Raw genomic sequence first — 17,193 nt, forward strand, 5'->3', positions numbered from 1 at the left:
CTTGTCCGACCCCTGAAATGTTCGCTATAACGAACGGTGTCAAGGCGTGAACGGCGGGGCAACGTGGCCCTCGCACTGCGGCAAGCTGTGGGCGGGCAACCGATGCCGGGGCCTCCCGGTTGCGTGAGTGAGGAAAATCCTTCTCATGCACGGGTGATGTCGGTGCGGCCTCGCACCCTGCCTTCATGAACAAGAGGGGTCCGGCTTGGATTCGATCGACCTGAAGATCCTCGCGCTCCTGCAGCAGGACGCCACGCTCTCCATCGCCGCCATCGGCGAGAAGGTGGGCCTGTCGCAGACACCCTGCTGGAAGCGCATCCAGCGCCTGGAGGCGGACGGCGTGATCGACCGGCGCGTGGCCGTGCTCGACCCGGTCAAGCTCGGCCTCGGTCTCACCGTCTTCGTCTCCATCGAGACGGCCGACCACTCGAAGGAGTGGCTCGACCGCTTCGCCGCGACCGTCGCGGCCATGCCGGAGGTGCTCGAGTTCTACCGGATGGCCGGTGACGTCGACTACATGCTGCGCGTCGTGGTGGCCGACATGCAGGCCTACGACGCCTTCTACAAGAAGCTGATCGCGACGCTGCCGCTCAAGAACGTCACCTCGCGCTTCGCCATGGAGAAGGTGAAGTCCACGACGGCCCTTCCCCTGCCGGCTCCGCCCACGAACACCCGGCACATGCCGGTTCTGGCCCTGGCCGGAGAATAGTTTTCTCTTTCGCGTCGCAACAGCAGTCAGCTCCTTCTCCCGCAACGGCGTTCTGTAAAACGGACATTCCCCGTTGACAGGAGACGCGGCGCACACGACATGGTCCCCTGATGTCACGACAAGCCCTCCTCCCCCAGACCGCGCCCTTCGGCGATATCGAACGGGCCAGCCTCGACGCCGTGCTCGGCACCGCGACGCCGATCCAGCGCGCCTGGCTCGCAGGATTCCTCGCCGGCCTCGACGCGGCGGGCGGACAGCCGGCCGCCGTGCCGGCCGCGGCTCCGAAGGCGGCCGAGCCGCTGGCGATCATCTACGCGAGTGAATCCGGCAATTCGGAGAAGCTGGCCGGCGACGTGGCGAAGCTCGCTCGCAAGAGCGGCTTCAAGCCGAAGGTGATCGATTTCGCCGATCTCGACGTGGCGAGCCTCGCCAAGGAGAAGCGCATCGTCGCGATCGCCGCGACCTGGGGCGAGGGCGAGCCGCCCGCGCGCTCGGTCCGCGCCTACAACGAGCTGATGGGCGAGGCCGCGCCGCGCCTCGACGGCGCCGAGTTCGGCGTGCTCGCCCTCGGCGATACCAGCTACGCCGAGTTCTGCGCGATCGGAAAGGCGCTCGACGCGCGCCTGGAGGCCCTGGGCGCCAAGCGCGCGCACGAGCGCGCCGACCTTGACCTCGACTTCGACAAGCCTGCCGCGGAGTGGATCAAGGGCACGCTGAAGGCGCTCGCGCCGCCGGCGAGCGCCGCCGACAACGTCGTGGCGGTCGATTTCGCGCGGGGCGCCTCCCACGACGAGGATGCCGAGCCGAGCCGCGAGCCGTCCGTCGTCGAGGTGGTCGACCACGTCAACCTCAACTCGTCCCGCTCCGACAAGGAGACGATCCACCTCGCGCTGGCCTTCGAGGACGGTGCGCCGGCCTACGAGCCCGGTGATTCCCTCGAGATCTATCCCGAGAACGACCCGCAGCTCGTCGAGGAGATCCTGAAGGCGAGCGGCCTCACGGGCGACGAGGCCCTGCGCCGCGCGCTCCTCTCCGAGCGCGACATCACCACCCTCTCGGCAACGACCGTGGAGCGGTTCGTGAAGGCGACCGGCCACGCCGAGGCGAAGCGCCTGATCGAGAGCGGCGAGGTCCGCGCCTGGATCGAGGGGCGCCACCTGATCGACCTGATCGAGACCTATCCGGCCGCGCTCTCGGCCGAGCATCTGAACAGCATCACCCGGCCGCTGCCGCCCCGCGCCTACTCGATCGCCTCCTCGCGCAAGGAGGTCGGCGACGAGGTGCACCTCGCGATCGCCGCCGTGCGCTACGAGACCCACGGCCGGGCGCGCTCGGGCGTCGCCTCCGTGCACGTGGCGGACCGCATCCGCAACGGCGCCAAGCTCCGCGTGAAGCTGAAGCCGAACCGCCATTTCCGCCTGCCGCAGGACCCGGCCGCCGACATCATCATGGTCGGCCCCGGCACGGGCGTGGCGCCCTTCCGCGCCTTCGTGCAGGAGCGCCGCGCGGTCGAGGCGCCCGGCCGCTCCTGGCTGTTCTTCGGCGACCGGCACTTCACGCACGACTTCCTGTACCAGCTCGAGTGGCAGGAGGCGCTGGAGGACCGCTCGCTGACGCAGATCGACGTCGCCTTCTCGCGCGACCAGCCCGAGAAGATCTACGTGCAGGACCGCCTGTTCGAGCGCCGCAGGGAACTCGTGGCATGGCTCGACGGGGGCGCGTACTTCTACGTCTGCGGCGATGCCAAGAACATGGCCAAGGACGTGCGGGCCTCGCTCGTGCGCGCCTACGCGGACGTGAAGGGCCTGTCGGAGGCGGGCGCAGAGGCCGCCGTCGCCGGCCTGGAACGCAGCCACCGCTACCAGCAGGACGTGTATTGACCGGGTGACCTCCTCCCCCGAGGGGAAGACAGAGGAACCTGAACCGGATCTCCGCCATGACCGACCGCAAGTCCCCCCCCGAGCGCGTCTACGAGGCGCCGCCGACCGACCGCCCGATCTCGGAGGCCGAGGCTGCGCGCGCGGCCGGGCTCGCCCACAACGAGCACATCAAGATCGCGAGCGGCTACCTGCGCGGCACGCTGGCCGACGGGCTCCTCAAGCACGCCACCGGCGCCATCTCGGAGGATGACGGGCAGCTCGTGAAGTTCCACGGGATGTACCTGCAGGACGACCGCGACCTGCGGCCCGAGCGCACCAAGAAGAAGCTCGACAAGGCCTACAGCTTCATGATCCGCTTGAGGATCGCGGGCGGCGTCGTCACCCCGAAGCAGTGGCTGATCCTGGACGACATCGCCACCACCTACGCCAACGGGACGCTGCGGGCGACGACGCGCCAGACCTTCCAGTATCACGGCGTCATCAAGTCGAACCTGAAGCGGGCGATGGCCGGCATCGACGCCGCGCTCCTCGACACGATCGCGGCCTGCGGCGACGTGAACCGCAACGTCATGGCCGCCACGAACCCGGCCCAGGCCGGCGCCCACAAGGCCGCCTACCAGCTTGCCAAGGACATCTCCGACACGCTGCTGCCGAAGACGAGCGCGTGGCGCGAGATCTGGCTCGACGGCGAGCGGGTGATCGGCGGCGAGGAGGCGGCCGAGGTCGAGCCGGTCTACGGAAAGACCTACCTGCCCCGCAAGTTCAAGACGGTGGTGGCGGTGCCGCCCTCCAACGAGGTCGACATCTTCGCCCACGACCTCGGCTTCATCGCGATCCTCGACAAGAAGGGGAAGGTCACGGGCTGGAACGTCACGGTGGGCGGCGGCATGGGCATGACCCACGGCGAGACCGACACCTTCCCGCGCACCGCCGACGTGATGCTGTTCTGCGAGCCCGCGGACGCCGTGAAGGTGGCCGAGGCGGTGATGACCGTCCAGCGCGATTGGGGCAACCGCAAGAGCCGCAAGAACGCCCGCCTCAAGTACACGATCGAGCGCTACGGCCTCGCGGCCTTCCGTGCCGAGGTCGAGAAGCGCGTCGGCAAGAGGCTCGCCGACCCGAAGCCCTTCAAGTTCGAGGGCAACGGCGACCGCTATGGCTGGGTCGAGGGCGAGGACGGGCGCCACCACCTGACGCTCTACGTGCCCTCGGGCCGCATCAAGGACGTGGAGGGCGGCCCCCGGTTCCTGTCGGGCCTGCGCCGGATCGCCGAGGTGCACGAGGGCGATTTCCGCCTCACCGGCAACCAGAACGTGATCATCGCCAACGTGCCGGCGGCCAAGCGCGCCGAGATCGAGGCGCTGGTGGACGATTACGGGCTCACGAAGGGCGCGGGGGCGCTGCGGCGCAACAGCATGGCCTGCGTGGCGCTGCCGACCTGCGGGCTCGCGCTCGCCGAGAGCGAGCGCTACCTGCCCGACCTCATCACGGAACTGGAGGAGAGCCTCGCCCGCCACGGACTCGCGGAGGACGAGATCACCATCCGCATGACGGGCTGCCCGAACGGCTGCGCCCGCCCCTACATCGCCGAGATCGGTCTCGTCGGCCGTGGTCCGGAGCGCTATCACCTCTACCTCGGCGCCGCTTTCGATGGCTCGCGCCTGGGCAAGCTCTACGCCGAGGACGTCACGGCGGCCGAGATCCGGGGCACGCTCGACCCGCTCTTCGCCGCCTACGCTCAGGGCCGCAAGCCGGGCGAGCGCTTCGGCGACTACCTGATCCGGGCGGGCTACGTGGCCCGCACGATCAACGGGCCGGACTTCCACGAGCAGACCGGCGCGCTGAAGAGCGCCGCCTGAGGCGCGCCTCTGGCGCCGGGATACACCGCTCCCCGCCTCGCGTTCCCCATCCGATTGATCGGAGACGGGCATGGACGCGAGACGGGTGACGGACGGCAAGGTGCGCTACGCGGTGGTGGCGGGCGGCTGGATCTCGCAGGCCGCCTTCATGCCGGCGGTGGCGCAGACCGGCAATTCCGAGATGACGGCGCTCGTCACGGGGGATCCCGAGAAGGCCCGGGTGCTGGGCGAGAGGTACGGCCTCAGGACCTTCTCTTACGAGCAGTACGGGGAGGCGCTGGCCTCCGGCCTGTTCGATGCCGTCTATCTCGCCCTGCCGAACTGGATGCACCGGGACTATGCGGTGCCCGCACTCGAAGCCGGCTGCCACCTGCTCCTCGAGAAGCCGATGGCGGTGAGCAGCGCCGAGTGCGAGGCGATCCGTGAAGCCGCCCGCAGGTCGGGCGCCAAGCTGATGATCGCCTACCGGCTGCACTTCGAGCCCGGCACGTTGGATGCCCTCCGCCGGGTGCGGGCGGGCGAGATCGGCGAGCCTCGCCTCTTCACCGCAACCTTCTGTCAGCAGGTCTCGCCGGACAATCACCGCGCGAAGCACGGCTTCTGGGCCGGCCCTGTCGCGGACATGGGTCCCTACCCGATCAACGCCTGCCGCAACCTGTTCGGCGACGAGCCGACCGAGGTAAGCGCCCGCGCCGTGCGGGCCGCCGACAGCCCTTACGATTTCGACGACACGGTCGCGGTGACGCTGCGCTTCCCCGGGGCGCGGATCGCGCAGTTCACGGTCAGCTACGGGACCGCCGCCGTCGACGCGTACCGGATCGTCGGTACGAAGGGCGACCTCGCGATGTCGCCCGGCTTCGGGTTCGGGAAGGGCCTAGCGGGCCGCCTCACGGTGGACGGCAAGTCCAAGGACCTCGTCTACGAGAGCATCGATCAGTTCGGCGCCGAGACGCGAGCTTTCTCGGCCTGCATCCTGGAGGACCGCGAGCCGGAGCCCGACGGCGAGGAAGGCTTGGCCGACGTGCGCGTGGTCGAGGCAGTGAAGCGCTCGCTCGCCAGCGGCGCGCCGGTCGCGCTGCCGCCGCTCCGGCGCCGGACCCGACCGGACCCGTCCCAGGTGGTCGTGCTGCCGGAGATCGAGACACCGGACCTCGTGAACGCGGCCGGTCCAGGCGGCTGAGGATGGTGCCCGGGGCGCGCACGACCCGCTGCGCCGCGAGCCCGACAGTACGCGTGCGGACGGACAACAGCCACGCTTCAGTCCTCGACCCTGAAAAAGCTTTCCGTCCGGTGAACCGTTGCTTGGTCCGGCCGTTGTAAGCTTAAGTTCATGGGGAGGCGGACATGGCCAAGCACGAGATCCTGGGCTATTTCGAGCATCGCCGCGACGGCGCCTGGGTCTGCGTGAAGCCGTTCACGCTCACCACCAAGACCGCCAGCGTCGACATCCGACAGGGTATGCGCTTCGACTACGGCAAGCGTATCGGCGGCGTCGATCTCGCGGAATACCTCGAGCAACTCGGCTCGCAGTTCGGCTCCTGAGCCTCAGGACATCCCGTCGAGAAGCGGTCGGGCCGCAAGGCGCCGGCGCGTTACCGCGTCAGAACCGGTAGGCCGTGCGGCAGGCGCCCCAGTGTCGGCCGTCAACACGGATCGGCGCGTCCACCTCCCGCACCATCACGATCTGACCGCCCACCTCCCGTCGATAGACCTGCACCGTGGCAGGACGCTGCGAGCGCGCGGCGGTGATGCCCGTGCGGTCATCGAAGATGCGCAGGTTGCGGCAGTTGGCGTTATTCCAGACCGGATCTTCGGAGCGCGGCGTCTGCGACACGCGCCGATTGTGCACCGGCACGAAGCCGTTGCGATCGGCCACGATGCAGAACAGCATGCTCGCGTCGCGGTCGAGTTCCGGCTCCAGGATGCCCGGCAGCAGGCGCTCCAGCGGCTCCACCGAGGCGGTTCGATATTGCGGCGGGTTCGTTCCCCTGATCGGCCGGTACGCGGTGTCGAAGAGGGCGTCTGGCGAGAGGCGGCCCGCCCGGATCTCGGCCTCCATCACGCCGCCGATACGCTCGGCGAGGCCCTGCGCCTTGACGATCAGCGGCTCGTAGGCCGCCTCGATCGCGGCGATCTTCTCCTGCAACCGGGCCTGCTCCGAGGGCTCCATCATCCCGAAGGCGCAGTGCAGGCCCATCGGGCTCACCGCGACGATCGTCGCCGGAAGGCGGCCGATCCCGTCGAGGCTGAGCGTGAACCGGTGACCGACCGGAGGGGCGGCGCCGTCCGCGGGCATTGCGAGGAGGACGCCGCCGGCGCTGATGTCCTGGGTGCGGGTGCGCCGCCCGTCACCGAGATCGGCACTGAGATCGACGGGGTAGCGGTCGGAGCGGCGGCGGTCGCCGATCTCGCTCTGGCGGATCACCGCGACGAAGCGGCGGCCGAGGCCGGCCGCCTGCTCGGCCGCGTGTCCGGAGGCGGCCTCCATCGCGGCGGCCTGCGCGTCGAGGGCAACGGTCGCCTCGCTCGCGGCGCCCGCCTCCGCATCGACGGCCGCGACGAGGTCGGCCGCCTGCGAAACGCCGGAGACCACACCCGCCACGATCGCCGCCTGCTCGTCGGAGATCCCGCGCACCGTGGCGAAGGCCGGCCGCACCGCGTCGAGGGCGCCTGCTACGGCCTCGATCGCCGCGCTTGAAGCCGTCGCTCCCTCGCGCAGGCGCGCGATCCGGGCGCGGACCTCCTCGGCGGCCCGCGCCGTCTCCACCGACAGCGCCTTCACCTCGCCGGCGACCACGGCGAAGCCGCGCCCCGCCTCGCCGGCGCGCGCCGCCTCGATCGTCGCGTTGAGGGCCAGAAGGTTCGTCTGGCGCGCCACCGCCGCGATGGTATCGACGATGCTGGCGATCTCATTGCCGGCCTGCGCGAGCGCGGCGACCAGGGTCCGCGCCTCGGAGCCGCGCGCACCCGCATCGTCGAGATGGGCGCCCGCATCCGTCATGGCGCCGGCGATCCGGCTCGTGGTGGCGGAGAGCAGGCCCGTCGTCTCGGTCAGGCCGCCGCTCGCACACGCGGCCGCCACCGCGGCGCGGGCGAGCGCGTCCATCTGACCGCGGATGCCGACGAGCCCGGCCTGCATCTGCTCCACCTCGGCGCGCGCCGCGGCGATCGAGGTGCCGACGCCGCCGATCGCGGTGAGGACGTCGGCCTCGATCGCGTCGAGGATCTCGGTGTCGCCCCGCCGTACATCCGGTTCGGACGACTTCGTCGAAGCCGCCGCCTCGGCCCGAGGCCGGACCTCCGCTTCGGTCTTCGCGGACGGGGAACGGGAGCGCAGGGAGAACCGCATGCCCATCCATACCGCCCGGATGACTAACGCTCCCTTAAAGCACGGATTCGACGAAGCATTCGGACACAATCCCTCACCGGGATCCGAGCCTCGTTGCCGCAAGATCCGCGGTCCATTCGCCATCTGAGCAGATTTTGCTCTCGCTTTCTCGCGATATCGACCAGCCGAATACAAGGCTCGATCCAGCCCGCCGTTAGATCTGAACTGGGATCCGGCAGGCCTTTTCGAGAAGCTGATCGCAACGGGCCCGTCAGGCACCGCCCCATTGCATCGTCAGGCCGCCGTCGACCACCCAGGTCTGGCCGGTCACGTAGTCCGCGTCGTCGGAGGCGAGGAAGAGCGCCACCTTGGCAATCTCGTCCGGCTGACCGGCGCGATGCCACGGGATCTTCTCCAGCGACGCCTCGATCTTCTCCGGCTGCTCGAAGCGCTTCTGCGTCATCGGCGTCTGGATGAGGCCCGGGGCGACGTTGTTGACGTTGATCTTATCCTCGGCGAGTTCCCGCGCGAGGCTGCGGGTCAGGGAGCCGACGCCGGCCTTCGACATGCCGTAGGGTGCGCTCTCCGGCGTCGGCAGGTGCTGGGCGACGGAGGAGATCGTCACGATGCGCCCGCGCCCGCCCGCGGCCCGGCGGACCTTGATGAAGGAGCGGCAGCAGAAGAGCGGACCCATCAGGTTCACCCGCAGGATCTGCTCGAGCTTGCCGTCGTCCATCTCGGCGACTTCCATGCCGCTCATCGCCTGCCCGGCGTTGTTCACGAGAATGTCGAGCACGCCGAGATCCTGCGCCACCCGCTCGAAGGCGTTCCTGACCGAGGCGGGATCGCCGACGTCGCCCTGCAGCACGAGGGCCTTGCGGCCGGCGGCCTCGACCTGCCGGGCGGTCTCTGCCGCGCCGGCCTCGTCCGTGTGGTAGAGGATGGCGACATCCGCACCCTCCTGCGCGAACAGGATCGCGGTGGCCTGGCCGATGCCGGAATCCGCGCCCGTGACGAGGGCCTTCCTGCCTTGCAGCTTCATAAGGGATCTTCCCGGAATGTCGTGAGGGCGGCCGCGGGGGCCCGATGCCATGGGCAATCGGCCCTCGCTCCGGTTGTTACCGCGCCGCGTGCATGCAGGTGATGCGGCGACGGCACTTCGCCGGCTATTCGGAATTGATTCTTCAAAGTTGTTTTGACGCCCGGGAGCCCCAAGCCTAGGTTCCGCCCATGAGCCAAACAGCCGAACAGGAGCTCGCACTCGCGGAGGAGAGCGCACCGACCACCCGTTGCCGAATCCTGGCGACGGCCGAACGCTTCTTCCGGGAGATCGGATACCAGAAGACCACGGTGGCCGACATCGCCAAGACGCTGCGCATGAGCCCGGCCAACGTCTACCGGTTCTTCGACTCGAAGAAGGCGATCAACGAGGCGGTGGTGGAGCGCGTCACCCGCGAGGTCGAGGCGCTCATCGCGACGATCGCGGCCGCGCCCGGCCTATCGGCTTCCGAGCGCATCGCCGAGATCGTGCGGGCGCTCCACAGCGACTGCCTGGAGCGCTGCCGCCAGAACCCGCGCATCCACGAGATGGTCGAGGCGGCGATGACCGAGAGCTGGGAGGTCTGCCGCCACCACGTCGACCGGATCCTCGCCGTGCTGGTCCGGGTGGTGACGGAAGGGGCGCGCACGGGCGAGTTCGCGGCGGAGGATCCCGTCCTGGCGGCGCAGTGCGTGCACGTAGCGATCGTGCGCTACTGCCACCCCGTCCTGGTCAGTCAGTACCCGAACGGGCCCGCCCCGCCGATCGAGGCGATGATCGCGTTCGTGCTGCGGGCACTGCAGGCGCGGCCGGCGAGCGCCTGAGGGCGCGCTATTCCGAGGCGGGATTGGCCGGCTGCGGGGGCGCGCCGGCGCCGGGCTGCTCGCCCTCGTAGCCCTCGATCACGATAAGATCCGTCTCGGCGCCGCCCTTCTGCCTGGCGCGGGCGGCCTGATAAGCCTCGGAATGCCAGCAGGCGAGCGCAGCGTTGTAGGACGGAAACTCGATCACCACGTTGCGAGCCCGCGCCGAGCCCGACACCGCCTCGAAGGCGCCGCCCCGCACGAGGAAGCGGCCTCCGAACTGCGCGAACGCCGCTCCGTTCGCCGCCGCATAGTCCCGGTAGGCTTCCGCGTCCCGCACATCGACCCGGACGATCCAGTATCCGCGCGCCATCGGCACCTCCTCCTGCTCAGGCCATCTCGGCGACGATGCGCCGGGCCATCTCCGCCGGGTCGGCGGCGCCCGTGATCGGGCGGCCGACGACGATGTGGTCGATGCCCGCCGCGCGGGCCTGATCCGGCGTCATCACACGCTTCTGGTCGCCGAGATCCGAGCCGGCAGGCCGGATGCCCGGCGTCACGATGAGGCGGTCCGGCCCGACGACTCCGCGCACGGCCTCCGCCTCCTCCGCGCTGCAGACGATCCCGTCGATGCCGGCCTCCCGCGCCTGCGCGGAGCGGCTGGCGACGAGGTCGCGCACGCCGAGCGCGTAGCCGGCCTCCCGCGCGTCCGCCTCGTCGTAGGAGGTGAGGACCGTGACGGCGAGGATCTTCGGGCCGTCCGCGCCCCGCCCGCGCACCGCCGCCCGCATCGTCTGCGGGTAGGCGTGGACCGTCAGGAAGGTCGCCCCGAGGCCGGCGATCGAGCGCACCCCCTCCTCCACCGTGTTGCCGATGTCATGGAGCTTGAGGTCGAGGAAGACCTTGAGGCCGCGGGCGGCGAGCTTCGGCACGAGGTCGAGCCCGCCGGCATAGGCGAGGCGATAGCCGATCTTGTAGAAGGTCGCCGCGTCCCCGATGCGCTCGACGAGCGCCTCCGCCGCGGCCACGTCGCCGAGGTCGAGGGCGACGATGAGGCGGTCGCGAGGGTCGGCGGGATCGGGCATCGGGCACTCCGGAAGGGTCGCGGGCACCGATCACGCGGGCGGCCCCGCGTGTCAATGCGCCCGCGCCGGCCTCAGGCCATCGCGCGCGCCACCTCGGCGCGCAACACCGGCAGAAGGTCGGTCTCGAACCAGGGGTGGCAACGCAGCCAGCCGTTGTTGCGCCAGGACGGGTGCGGCAAGGGCAGCACCCGCGGCCGGCGCGGCTCCGCCAGGATCTCGCGCCAGCGCGCGACGGTGCCCGTGAGGCCGCCCTCGCAGCGCCCGAGATGCCAAGCTTGCGCGTACTGCCCGATGACCAGGATCAGGTCGAGGTCGGGCAGCCCGGCGAAGAGTTCCGCCCGCCAGCTTTCCGCGCATTCGCGGCGCGGCGGCCGGTCCCCGCCCTTGGCGTCGAGGCCCGGGAAGCAGGAGCCCATCGGCACGATGGCGACGCGGGAAGCGTCGTAGAACGCCGCCTCGTCGAGGCCGAGCCAGGATCGCAGGCGCACGCCGGACGGATCGGTGAAGGGGCGCCCGGTGCGGTGGGCCCGGGTGCCCGGCGCCTGCGAGGCGATGCAGAGGCGCGCGGTGGCGCTGCCCTGCACGATCGGCCGCGGCTCCTGCGGCAGGGGCGCGCCGTAGACGGGCGCGTCGCGGCAGAGGCGGCAGGCTCTGAGCCGCGCGGCGGTCTCGTCGAAGGCGGCGGGGAAAATTCGGGCGCGTTGCGGCACGTCCCGCAGATGGGCGGGAGAGGCCGGAACGAAAAGACGGCGCGGTGTTGAGCCGCGCCGTCGATGAGTTGGGTCGAAACCTTTGGGGTGAGGCGAACCTGCGCCTCGAGCGCCCGGAGGTCTGTGCGTTTCCTCACACCCCCGGCTCACCGGATCCTTGGATCACACGCCTCTGAGGCTCGCGAGGTCGAGGGGCAGCGAGCGCAGGCGCTGGCCCGTCGCGGCGAAGATCGCGTTCGAGATCGCGGGGGCGAGGACCGGCACGCCGGGCTCGCCGATGCCGGTCGGCGCGGCCTGCGAGGGCACGATGTGCACCTCGACGACCGGCATCTCGCTCATCCGCGTCGGCTCGTAGCTGTCGAAGTTCCGCTCCTGCACCACGCCGTCCTTGAGCGTGATGCGGTTGCGCAGGACGGAGGACAGGGCGAAGCCCACGGCGCCCTCGACCTGCGCGCGGATGATGTCCGGGTTGACCGCGATGCCGACATCGACCGCCGCGACGATGCGATTCACCTTGACGCTCGCCTCCTGCACCGAGACGTCGGCCACCATGGCGACGTAGGAGCCGAAGGATTCGTGCGCCGAGACGCCGAGGCCGTGCCCCTTCTCCCGGGTCCGCTCGGCCCAGTTCGCCTTTTCGGCAGCGAGCTTCAGCGCGGCGGAGAGCCGGGGCGCCTGGTTCAGCAGTGCGAGGCGGTAGGCGAGCGGGTCGACGTTCGCCGCGTGAGCGAGCTCGTCGATGAACACCTCCATGACCTGCGCCGTGTGGGTGTGGCCGACCGAGCGCCACCACAGCACCGGCACGCCCTCGCGGGCATTGTGGACTTCGAACCGGTAGGCCGCCAGCGCGTAGGGCGTGTCCGATGCCCCCTCGACGGTGGTGCCGTCGATGCCGTTCTTCACGATCATCGCCTCGAAGGGCGAGCCGATCATGATCGACTTGCCGACCATCACGTGCTGCCAGCCCGTGATGGCGCCCTTGGCGTCGAGCCCGGCGCGCAGCTTGTGATAGACGGTCGGGCGATAGTAGCCGCCCGTCATGTCGTCCTCGCGGGTCCAGACGAGGTGGACCGGCGCCTTGCCGCCCGTCGCCTTCACGATGGCGGCGGCCTCGGCGAGGTAGTCCGCGCCCGGCGTGGCGCGGCGCCCGAACGACCCGCCGGCCCAGAGCGTGTGCAGCCGGACCTTGTCGGTCGTCACGCCGAGGATCGCCGCGATCACCGCCTGCTCCACCGTCTGGAGCTGGCAGCCGGCATAGACGTCGTAGGTGCCGTCAGAGGCCCGCTCGATCGTCGCGTTGAGCGGCTCCATCGCCGCGTGGGCGAGGTAGGGGAAGCTGAATTCGGCCTCCAGCACCTTGGCGGCGCCCTTGATGCCGGCCTCCGGATCGCCGCGCTCGGAGGCGACGAGGCCGGGGCGCCTGGCGGTCTCGCGGTACTCGGCGAGGATCGCCTCGGAGGAGCGGGCTTCCGCCGCGCCATCGTCCCAGGTCACCTTGAGGGCGTCGCGCCCCTTCATGGCGGTCCAGGTGTCCTTGGCGATGACCGCGACGCCGGTCGGGATCGTCACCACGTCGAGAACGCCCTTCACGGCGCGGGCCGCCGTATCGTCGACGCTCTTCACGGCGCCGCCGAAGCGCGGCGCGTGGGCGACCACCGCCGTCACCTGGCCCGGCCGCCGGATGTCGAGGGAGTAGATCGCGCTGCCGTCGGTCTTGGCCACCGAGTCGAGGCGGGGCACCCTCTGGCCGATCAGCCGCCACTCGCCCGGCTCCTTGAGGCGAGGTTCCTGCGGCACCGGCAGGGTGGCGGCGGAAGCCGCGAGCGCGCCGAACCGGGCCTCCCGCTTCGAGGCCGCGTGGCGCACGACGCCCTGCTCGACCGAGATCTCGGCGACGGGCACCTTCCACTGGTAGGCGGCGGCGGCGACCAGCATCTCGCGGGCGGCCGCGCCCGCCTTGCGCAGCTGGAACCAGGAATTGGCGATGGCGGTCGAGCCGCCGGTGCCCTGCACCGGACCCATCAGGGTGTTGTTGTAGAGGGCGGCGTCGGCCGGCGCGAATTCGGTGCGCACGCGCGACCAGTCCGCGTCGAGCTCGTCGGCCAGGATGGTGGCGAGCCCGGTCGTGTTGCCCTGGCCCATGTCGAGATGCTTGACGATCACCGTGACGGTGTCGTCGGAGGCGATCCGCACGAAGGCGTTCGGCATCGCCTTCACCTTCGAGAGGTCCGGGCCGCCGGCGGCGTAGGCCGCGCCCTTCGGGTCGAGGCGGAAGCCGATCACGATGGCGCCTGTGGCGGCGGCGGCGCCGCCGAGGAAGCCGCGGCGGGAGACGCGCGGGGCGCGCGCTCCGGTCTTCGACCGACCGATTGTCAGCATGGGGGTGCTCCAGTCAGGACGAACGGGAATCAGGCGAGGGAGCGCGCGGCTTCGTGGATCGCCGCGCGGATGCGCTGATAGGTGCCGCAGCGGCAGATGTTGCCGTCCATGGCGCCCGCGATGTCGGTATCCGAGGGTTTCGGATTGTCGGTGAGGAGCCCGATCGCCGACATGATCTGGCCGGACTGGCAGTAGCCGCACTGGACCACGTCGAGCTTGCGCCACGCCGTCTGGACCGCCTCGGCCACCCGGCCCGAGACGCCCTCGATGGTCGTGACCTTGCCCTCGCCGACGTCGCCGATCCGGGTCTGGCAGGACCGGACCGGCTGCCCGTCGAGATGGACGGTGCAGGCGCCGCACTGGGCGATGCCGCAGCCGTACTTGGTGCCCGTCTTGTCGAGATGGTCGCGCAGCACCCAGAGGAGCGGGGTCTCGGGATCGGCATCGACCTCGTGGGCGGTGCCGTTGACGGTCAGCTTGATCATCCCGAAGCCCTCCGATCTGGCGAGGATCGCCGAGCGGTAGCGGTGCCGCGCGCGCAACCGATGTGCGGCCGCGCACCTGCCGGCCGCGCGAGGGGCGCGGCGGGGCCCGGCACCTTTCGCGGATGCGGACAATCCGAGCGGGCGCAGCAGGCGGTTCTTAACACATCCATACCATCCTGCGGGCGGTGGCGTTTCGGCACGCCGCCCTCGACCCGTGTGGGCGTCCCCAAGCGTAAACTTCGAGACCGATGTCCGACCTGACTGTGGAGATGGTCCAGCGGGGTCGCGGCCCGTCCGCGGAGGAGGCCAACCGCCGCCGCGGCATCGCGCGCGACATGCGCTCGGCGCGCGAGAAGCTGACCTCCGCCACCGGCCTGGAGCGGGCCTTCGACTACGAGCTGCTGCGCCTCTACGCGCAGTACCGGGTCGGCGCCGGGATCCCGCTCGGCCTGTTCGCCGTGGTGATGGCGGGCGCCTCGGCCTTCTGGACGCCGCCCGTCGTGGCGGGAGCCTGGGCGCTCTGCATCTTCGCGGCGATCACGGTGATCTCCGCCGGCTGCCGCCGCTTCCTGCGCCAGAATCCCGAGGAAGTCTCGCTCGCGCGCTGGCGGCGCCTGTTCGTCGCCGGCGAGACGGTGCAGAGCCTGTGCTGGTCGGCGATGATCGGGCTGTGCGCGACGGGCGGACGGACCTTCGCCCTGTTCGGGCTCGTCATCGCGGCGGCGGTGGCGACCATGCTCGCCGCGACGGTGCCGGCCGCCGCCGTGGCGGGCCTCGTGCCGCTCGCGCTGGCGACGCTCTCGCTCCTCGCCTTCTCGCGGGACATGGACGCGCTGCTCTTGGTGGCCATGGCGGTCGGCTCGCAGCTCTTCTTCCTGGGACTCGCGCGCCGCCTCTACACCTCGACGGTCGGCGCTCTTCAATCGCGCGCCGAGAAGGACGCGATCTTCGCCGAGCTGGAGCAGGCCAAGGCCAATTCCGACGAGGCGCGGCGGCGCGCCGAGGAGGCGAACCTCGCCAAGTCCCGCTTCCTCGCCACGATGAGCCACGAGCTGCGCACGCCGCTCAACGCCATCCTCGGCTTCTCGGAGGTGATGAAGAACGAGGTGTTCGGGCCGCACACCGCGCCGAGCTATCAGGAATACTCGAACGACATCCACGACAGCGGCCTGCATCTCCTCAACCTCATCAACGAGATCCTGGACCTCTCGCGGATCGAGGCGGGACGCTACGAGATGAACGAGGAGGCGATCTTCCTCGCCCACATCGTCGAGGAATGCCGCCACATGATCGGCCTGCGCGCGCGCTCGAAGGGGCAGGTCTTCCACGACTTCGTGGACGATTCCCTGCCTCGGATCTGGGCGGACGAGCGCGCGCTGCGCCAGATCGTGCTGAACCTCCTCTCGAACGCCGTGAAGTTCACGCCGCCCGGCGGCGAGATCACCATCAAGGTCGGCTGGACAAGCTCCGGCGGCCAGTACCTCGCTGTCAAGGACAGCGGCCCGGGCATTCCCGAGGACGAGCTCGGCACGGTGATGTCGTCCTTCGGCCGCGGCTCGCTCGCCATCAAGACCGCCGAGCAGGGTTCGGGGCTCGGGCTACCGATCGTGAAGGGCCTCGTCGACCTGCACGGCGGCAACTTCCAGCTCGCCTCGCGCCCCCGCGAGGGCACCGAGGTCATCGTCACCCTGCCGGCGAGCCGGGTGATGGATACGCTGCCGGCCGTGGATGTCACGGCCGAGGCCCAGCCGGCGACGGTGCGGCGTCCGGCGAAGGCTGCCTGAGGCAGCTCCCGCCTCTCCCGTTCGGGATAGGGAGCGCGGCGCGCCCTACGCGTCCGAGCGCCCCGACACGCCCGCCTGCTCGAAGGTCGCCATGTCGCGGTGGCAGGCGAGCGCGGCCTTGAGAAGGCCCATGGCGAGCGCCGCGCCCGAGCCCTCGCCGAGGCGCATGCCGAGCGCCAGCAGCGGCACGAGGCCGAGGCGCTCCAGAACGTCCGCGTGCGCGCCCTCGGCCGAGACGTGGCCCGCCAGGCAATGGTCGAGGGCGGCGGGATCGACGGCGTGCAGGATCGCGGCCGCGGCGGTGGCGACGTAGCCGTCGAGGATCACCGGCACCCGCTGCAGGCGCGCGGCCAGGATGGCGCCCGCCATCGCGGCGATCTCGCGCCCGCCGAGCCGGGAGAGGATCTCCAGCGGGTCGTCGAGATGGCCGGCGTGGTGGGCGAGCGCAGCCTCGACGGCCGCGATCTTGCGGGCGATGCCGGCGTCGTCGACGCCGGTCCCGCGCCCGACCCAGTGGCGCGCCTCGCCCCCGTACAGCGCCGCGTAGATCGCCGCCGCGACCGTGGTGTTGCCGATCCCCATCTCGCCGACCGCGAGGCAGTCGGTACCGGCTGCCACCGCCTCCATGCCGAAGGCCATGGTGGCGACGCACGCCTTCTCGTCGAAGGCCGGCCCGACCGTGATGTCTCCGGTGGGCAGGTCGATGGCGAGATCGAACACCTTGAAGCCGAGCCCGTAGGCCGCGCAGATCTGGTTGATGGCGGCGCCGCCGGCGGCGAAATTGTCGAGCATCTGCCGGTTCACCGCGTCCGGAAAGGCCGAGACGCCGCGCGCCGTCACGCCGTGGCTGCCCGCGAAGACGCAGACGAGCGGCCGGTCGAGGGTGGGGCTCGGCTTGCCCTGCCAGGCGCCGAGCCACGCCACGAGGTGCTCCAGGCGCCCGAGGGCGCCTGCCGGCTTCGTCAGCCGCGCCTCGCGCTCGGCGACGGCCGACGCCGCCTCCCGGTCCGGGCCCGGCATGGAGGCGATCAGGCCGCGGATATCCGCGAAGGGGCCGGCATCGGTCATCGGTCGAACATTCCTGTGGGCAGGGCCGCCCCCGTGCCGGGGCGACCGCGGCCGGAGCTATAAC

Annotated in this window: 15 protein-coding genes; 7 read left to right on the forward strand and 8 right to left on the reverse strand. The window is 70.8% G+C overall.

The genetic code is table 11. From position 1 onward, the window contains the following. Positions 1–205: 205 nt before the first annotated feature. The 5 genes from MOX02_RS02560 (at position 206) to MOX02_RS02580 (ending at position 5,990) form a co-directional block, all read left to right on the forward strand. On the forward strand, positions 206–709 hold the full coding sequence (locus MOX02_RS02560; RefSeq protein WP_147024150.1) for an Lrp/AsnC family transcriptional regulator: 504 nt from the start codon (positions 206–208) through the stop codon (positions 707–709). A gap of 110 nt (positions 710–819) precedes the next feature. After that, a complete protein-coding gene (locus tag MOX02_RS02565; protein ID WP_147024151.1) occupies positions 820–2,589 on the forward strand; it encodes a diflavin oxidoreductase in 1,770 nt (589 codons plus the stop codon). A gap of 56 nt (positions 2,590–2,645) precedes the next feature. Next, on the forward strand, positions 2,646–4,448 hold the full coding sequence (locus tag MOX02_RS02570) for an NADPH-dependent assimilatory sulfite reductase hemoprotein subunit (protein WP_147024152.1): 1,803 nt from the start codon (positions 2,646–2,648) through the stop codon (positions 4,446–4,448). 70 nt (positions 4,449–4,518) lie between these two features. Next, the gene (locus MOX02_RS02575) at positions 4,519–5,628 is read left to right on the forward strand and encodes a Gfo/Idh/MocA family protein (RefSeq protein ID WP_147024153.1); all 1,110 of its coding nucleotides are present in this window, start codon (positions 4,519–4,521) and stop codon (positions 5,626–5,628) included. Between the two features lie 164 nt (positions 5,629–5,792). Further along, entirely contained in the window at positions 5,793–5,990 is a 198-nt protein-coding gene (locus MOX02_RS02580; RefSeq protein ID WP_147024154.1) for a hypothetical protein, read from the forward strand. A gap of 58 nt (positions 5,991–6,048) precedes the next feature. Here MOX02_RS02580 and MOX02_RS02585 read toward each other — a convergent pair whose 3' ends face one another. Together MOX02_RS02585 and MOX02_RS02590 are read right to left on the reverse strand one after the other, a co-directional pair. Next, complete coding sequence (locus MOX02_RS02585) at positions 6,049–7,797, reverse strand: methyl-accepting chemotaxis protein (RefSeq protein WP_238179185.1); 1,749 nt, start codon at positions 7,795–7,797, stop codon at positions 6,049–6,051. Between the two features lie 250 nt (positions 7,798–8,047). Further along, a complete protein-coding gene (locus tag MOX02_RS02590) occupies positions 8,048–8,818 on the reverse strand; it encodes an SDR family NAD(P)-dependent oxidoreductase (RefSeq protein ID WP_147024156.1) in 771 nt (256 codons plus the stop codon). 188 nt (positions 8,819–9,006) lie between these two features. Here MOX02_RS02590 and MOX02_RS02595 point away from each other — a divergent pair, with 188 nt between their 5' ends. Further along, positions 9,007–9,639, forward strand: coding sequence for a TetR/AcrR family transcriptional regulator (locus tag MOX02_RS02595; protein ID WP_147024157.1), 633 nt, complete (start codon positions 9,007–9,009; stop codon positions 9,637–9,639). A gap of 7 nt (positions 9,640–9,646) precedes the next feature. Here MOX02_RS02595 and MOX02_RS02600 read toward each other — a convergent pair whose 3' ends face one another. From MOX02_RS02600 to MOX02_RS02620, 5 genes are all read right to left on the reverse strand, one after another. Next, entirely contained in the window at positions 9,647–9,991 is a 345-nt protein-coding gene (locus tag MOX02_RS02600) for a DUF1330 domain-containing protein (protein WP_147024158.1), read from the reverse strand. Positions 9,992–10,007: 16 nt separating this feature from the next. Next, a complete protein-coding gene (gene pyrF, locus MOX02_RS02605; RefSeq protein ID WP_147024159.1) occupies positions 10,008–10,703 on the reverse strand; it encodes an orotidine-5'-phosphate decarboxylase in 696 nt (231 codons plus the stop codon). A gap of 71 nt (positions 10,704–10,774) precedes the next feature. Continuing rightward, entirely contained in the window at positions 10,775–11,413 is a 639-nt protein-coding gene (locus tag MOX02_RS02610; protein ID WP_238179187.1) for a uracil-DNA glycosylase family protein, read from the reverse strand. A 162-nt stretch (positions 11,414–11,575) separates the two neighbouring features. Continuing rightward, the gene (locus MOX02_RS02615) at positions 11,576–13,792 is read right to left on the reverse strand and encodes a xanthine dehydrogenase family protein molybdopterin-binding subunit (RefSeq protein ID WP_147024160.1); all 2,217 of its coding nucleotides are present in this window, start codon (positions 13,790–13,792) and stop codon (positions 11,576–11,578) included. A gap of 29 nt (positions 13,793–13,821) precedes the next feature. Continuing rightward, positions 13,822–14,277, reverse strand: coding sequence for a (2Fe-2S)-binding protein (locus MOX02_RS02620; RefSeq protein ID WP_147024161.1), 456 nt, complete (start codon positions 14,275–14,277; stop codon positions 13,822–13,824). A gap of 248 nt (positions 14,278–14,525) precedes the next feature. Between MOX02_RS02620 and MOX02_RS02625 the strand changes: the two genes are divergently transcribed. Then, complete coding sequence (locus MOX02_RS02625; protein WP_147024162.1) at positions 14,526–16,061, forward strand: sensor histidine kinase; 1,536 nt, start codon at positions 14,526–14,528, stop codon at positions 16,059–16,061. Positions 16,062–16,106: 45 nt separating this feature from the next. Here MOX02_RS02625 and cobT read toward each other — a convergent pair whose 3' ends face one another. Further along, positions 16,107–17,129 (reverse strand): nicotinate-nucleotide--dimethylbenzimidazole phosphoribosyltransferase, encoded by a 1,023-nt coding sequence (gene cobT / locus MOX02_RS02630; RefSeq protein ID WP_147024163.1) that lies wholly within the window; start codon positions 17,127–17,129, stop codon positions 16,107–16,109. Positions 17,130–17,193: the final 64 nt, after the last annotated feature.

This window comes from Methylobacterium oxalidis (assembly GCF_007992195.1).
Taxonomy (GTDB): Bacteria; Pseudomonadota; Alphaproteobacteria; order Rhizobiales; family Beijerinckiaceae; genus Methylobacterium; species Methylobacterium oxalidis.

Excerpts from the sequence above, each read along its gene's own strand:
- pyrF (WP_147024159.1), bottom strand. The coding sequence starts at position 10,703 with ATGCCCGATCCCGCCGACCCTCGCGACCGCCTCATCGTCGCCCTCGAC.
- MOX02_RS02600 (WP_147024158.1), bottom strand. The coding sequence starts at position 9,991 with ATGGCGCGCGGATACTGGATCGTCCGGGTCGATGTGCGGGACGCGGAA.
- MOX02_RS02595 (WP_147024157.1), top strand. The coding sequence starts at position 9,007 with ATGAGCCAAACAGCCGAACAGGAGCTCGCACTCGCGGAGGAGAGCGCA.
- MOX02_RS02620 (WP_147024161.1), bottom strand. The coding sequence starts at position 14,277 with ATGATCAAGCTGACCGTCAACGGCACCGCCCACGAGGTCGATGCCGAT.
- MOX02_RS02575 (WP_147024153.1), top strand. The coding sequence starts at position 4,519 with ATGGACGCGAGACGGGTGACGGACGGCAAGGTGCGCTACGCGGTGGTG.
- MOX02_RS02625 (WP_147024162.1), top strand. The coding sequence starts at position 14,526 with ATGTCCGACCTGACTGTGGAGATGGTCCAGCGGGGTCGCGGCCCGTCC.
- MOX02_RS02570 (WP_147024152.1), top strand. The coding sequence starts at position 2,646 with ATGACCGACCGCAAGTCCCCCCCCGAGCGCGTCTACGAGGCGCCGCCG.
- cobT (WP_147024163.1), bottom strand. The coding sequence starts at position 17,129 with ATGACCGATGCCGGCCCCTTCGCGGATATCCGCGGCCTGATCGCCTCC.
- MOX02_RS02590 (WP_147024156.1), bottom strand. The coding sequence starts at position 8,818 with ATGAAGCTGCAAGGCAGGAAGGCCCTCGTCACGGGCGCGGATTCCGGC.
- MOX02_RS02565 (WP_147024151.1), top strand. The coding sequence starts at position 820 with ATGTCACGACAAGCCCTCCTCCCCCAGACCGCGCCCTTCGGCGATATC.
- MOX02_RS02580 (WP_147024154.1), top strand. The coding sequence starts at position 5,793 with ATGGCCAAGCACGAGATCCTGGGCTATTTCGAGCATCGCCGCGACGGC.
- MOX02_RS02615 (WP_147024160.1), bottom strand. The coding sequence starts at position 13,792 with ATGCTGACAATCGGTCGGTCGAAGACCGGAGCGCGCGCCCCGCGCGTC.
- MOX02_RS02585 (WP_238179185.1), bottom strand. The coding sequence starts at position 7,797 with ATGCGGTTCTCCCTGCGCTCCCGTTCCCCGTCCGCGAAGACCGAAGCG.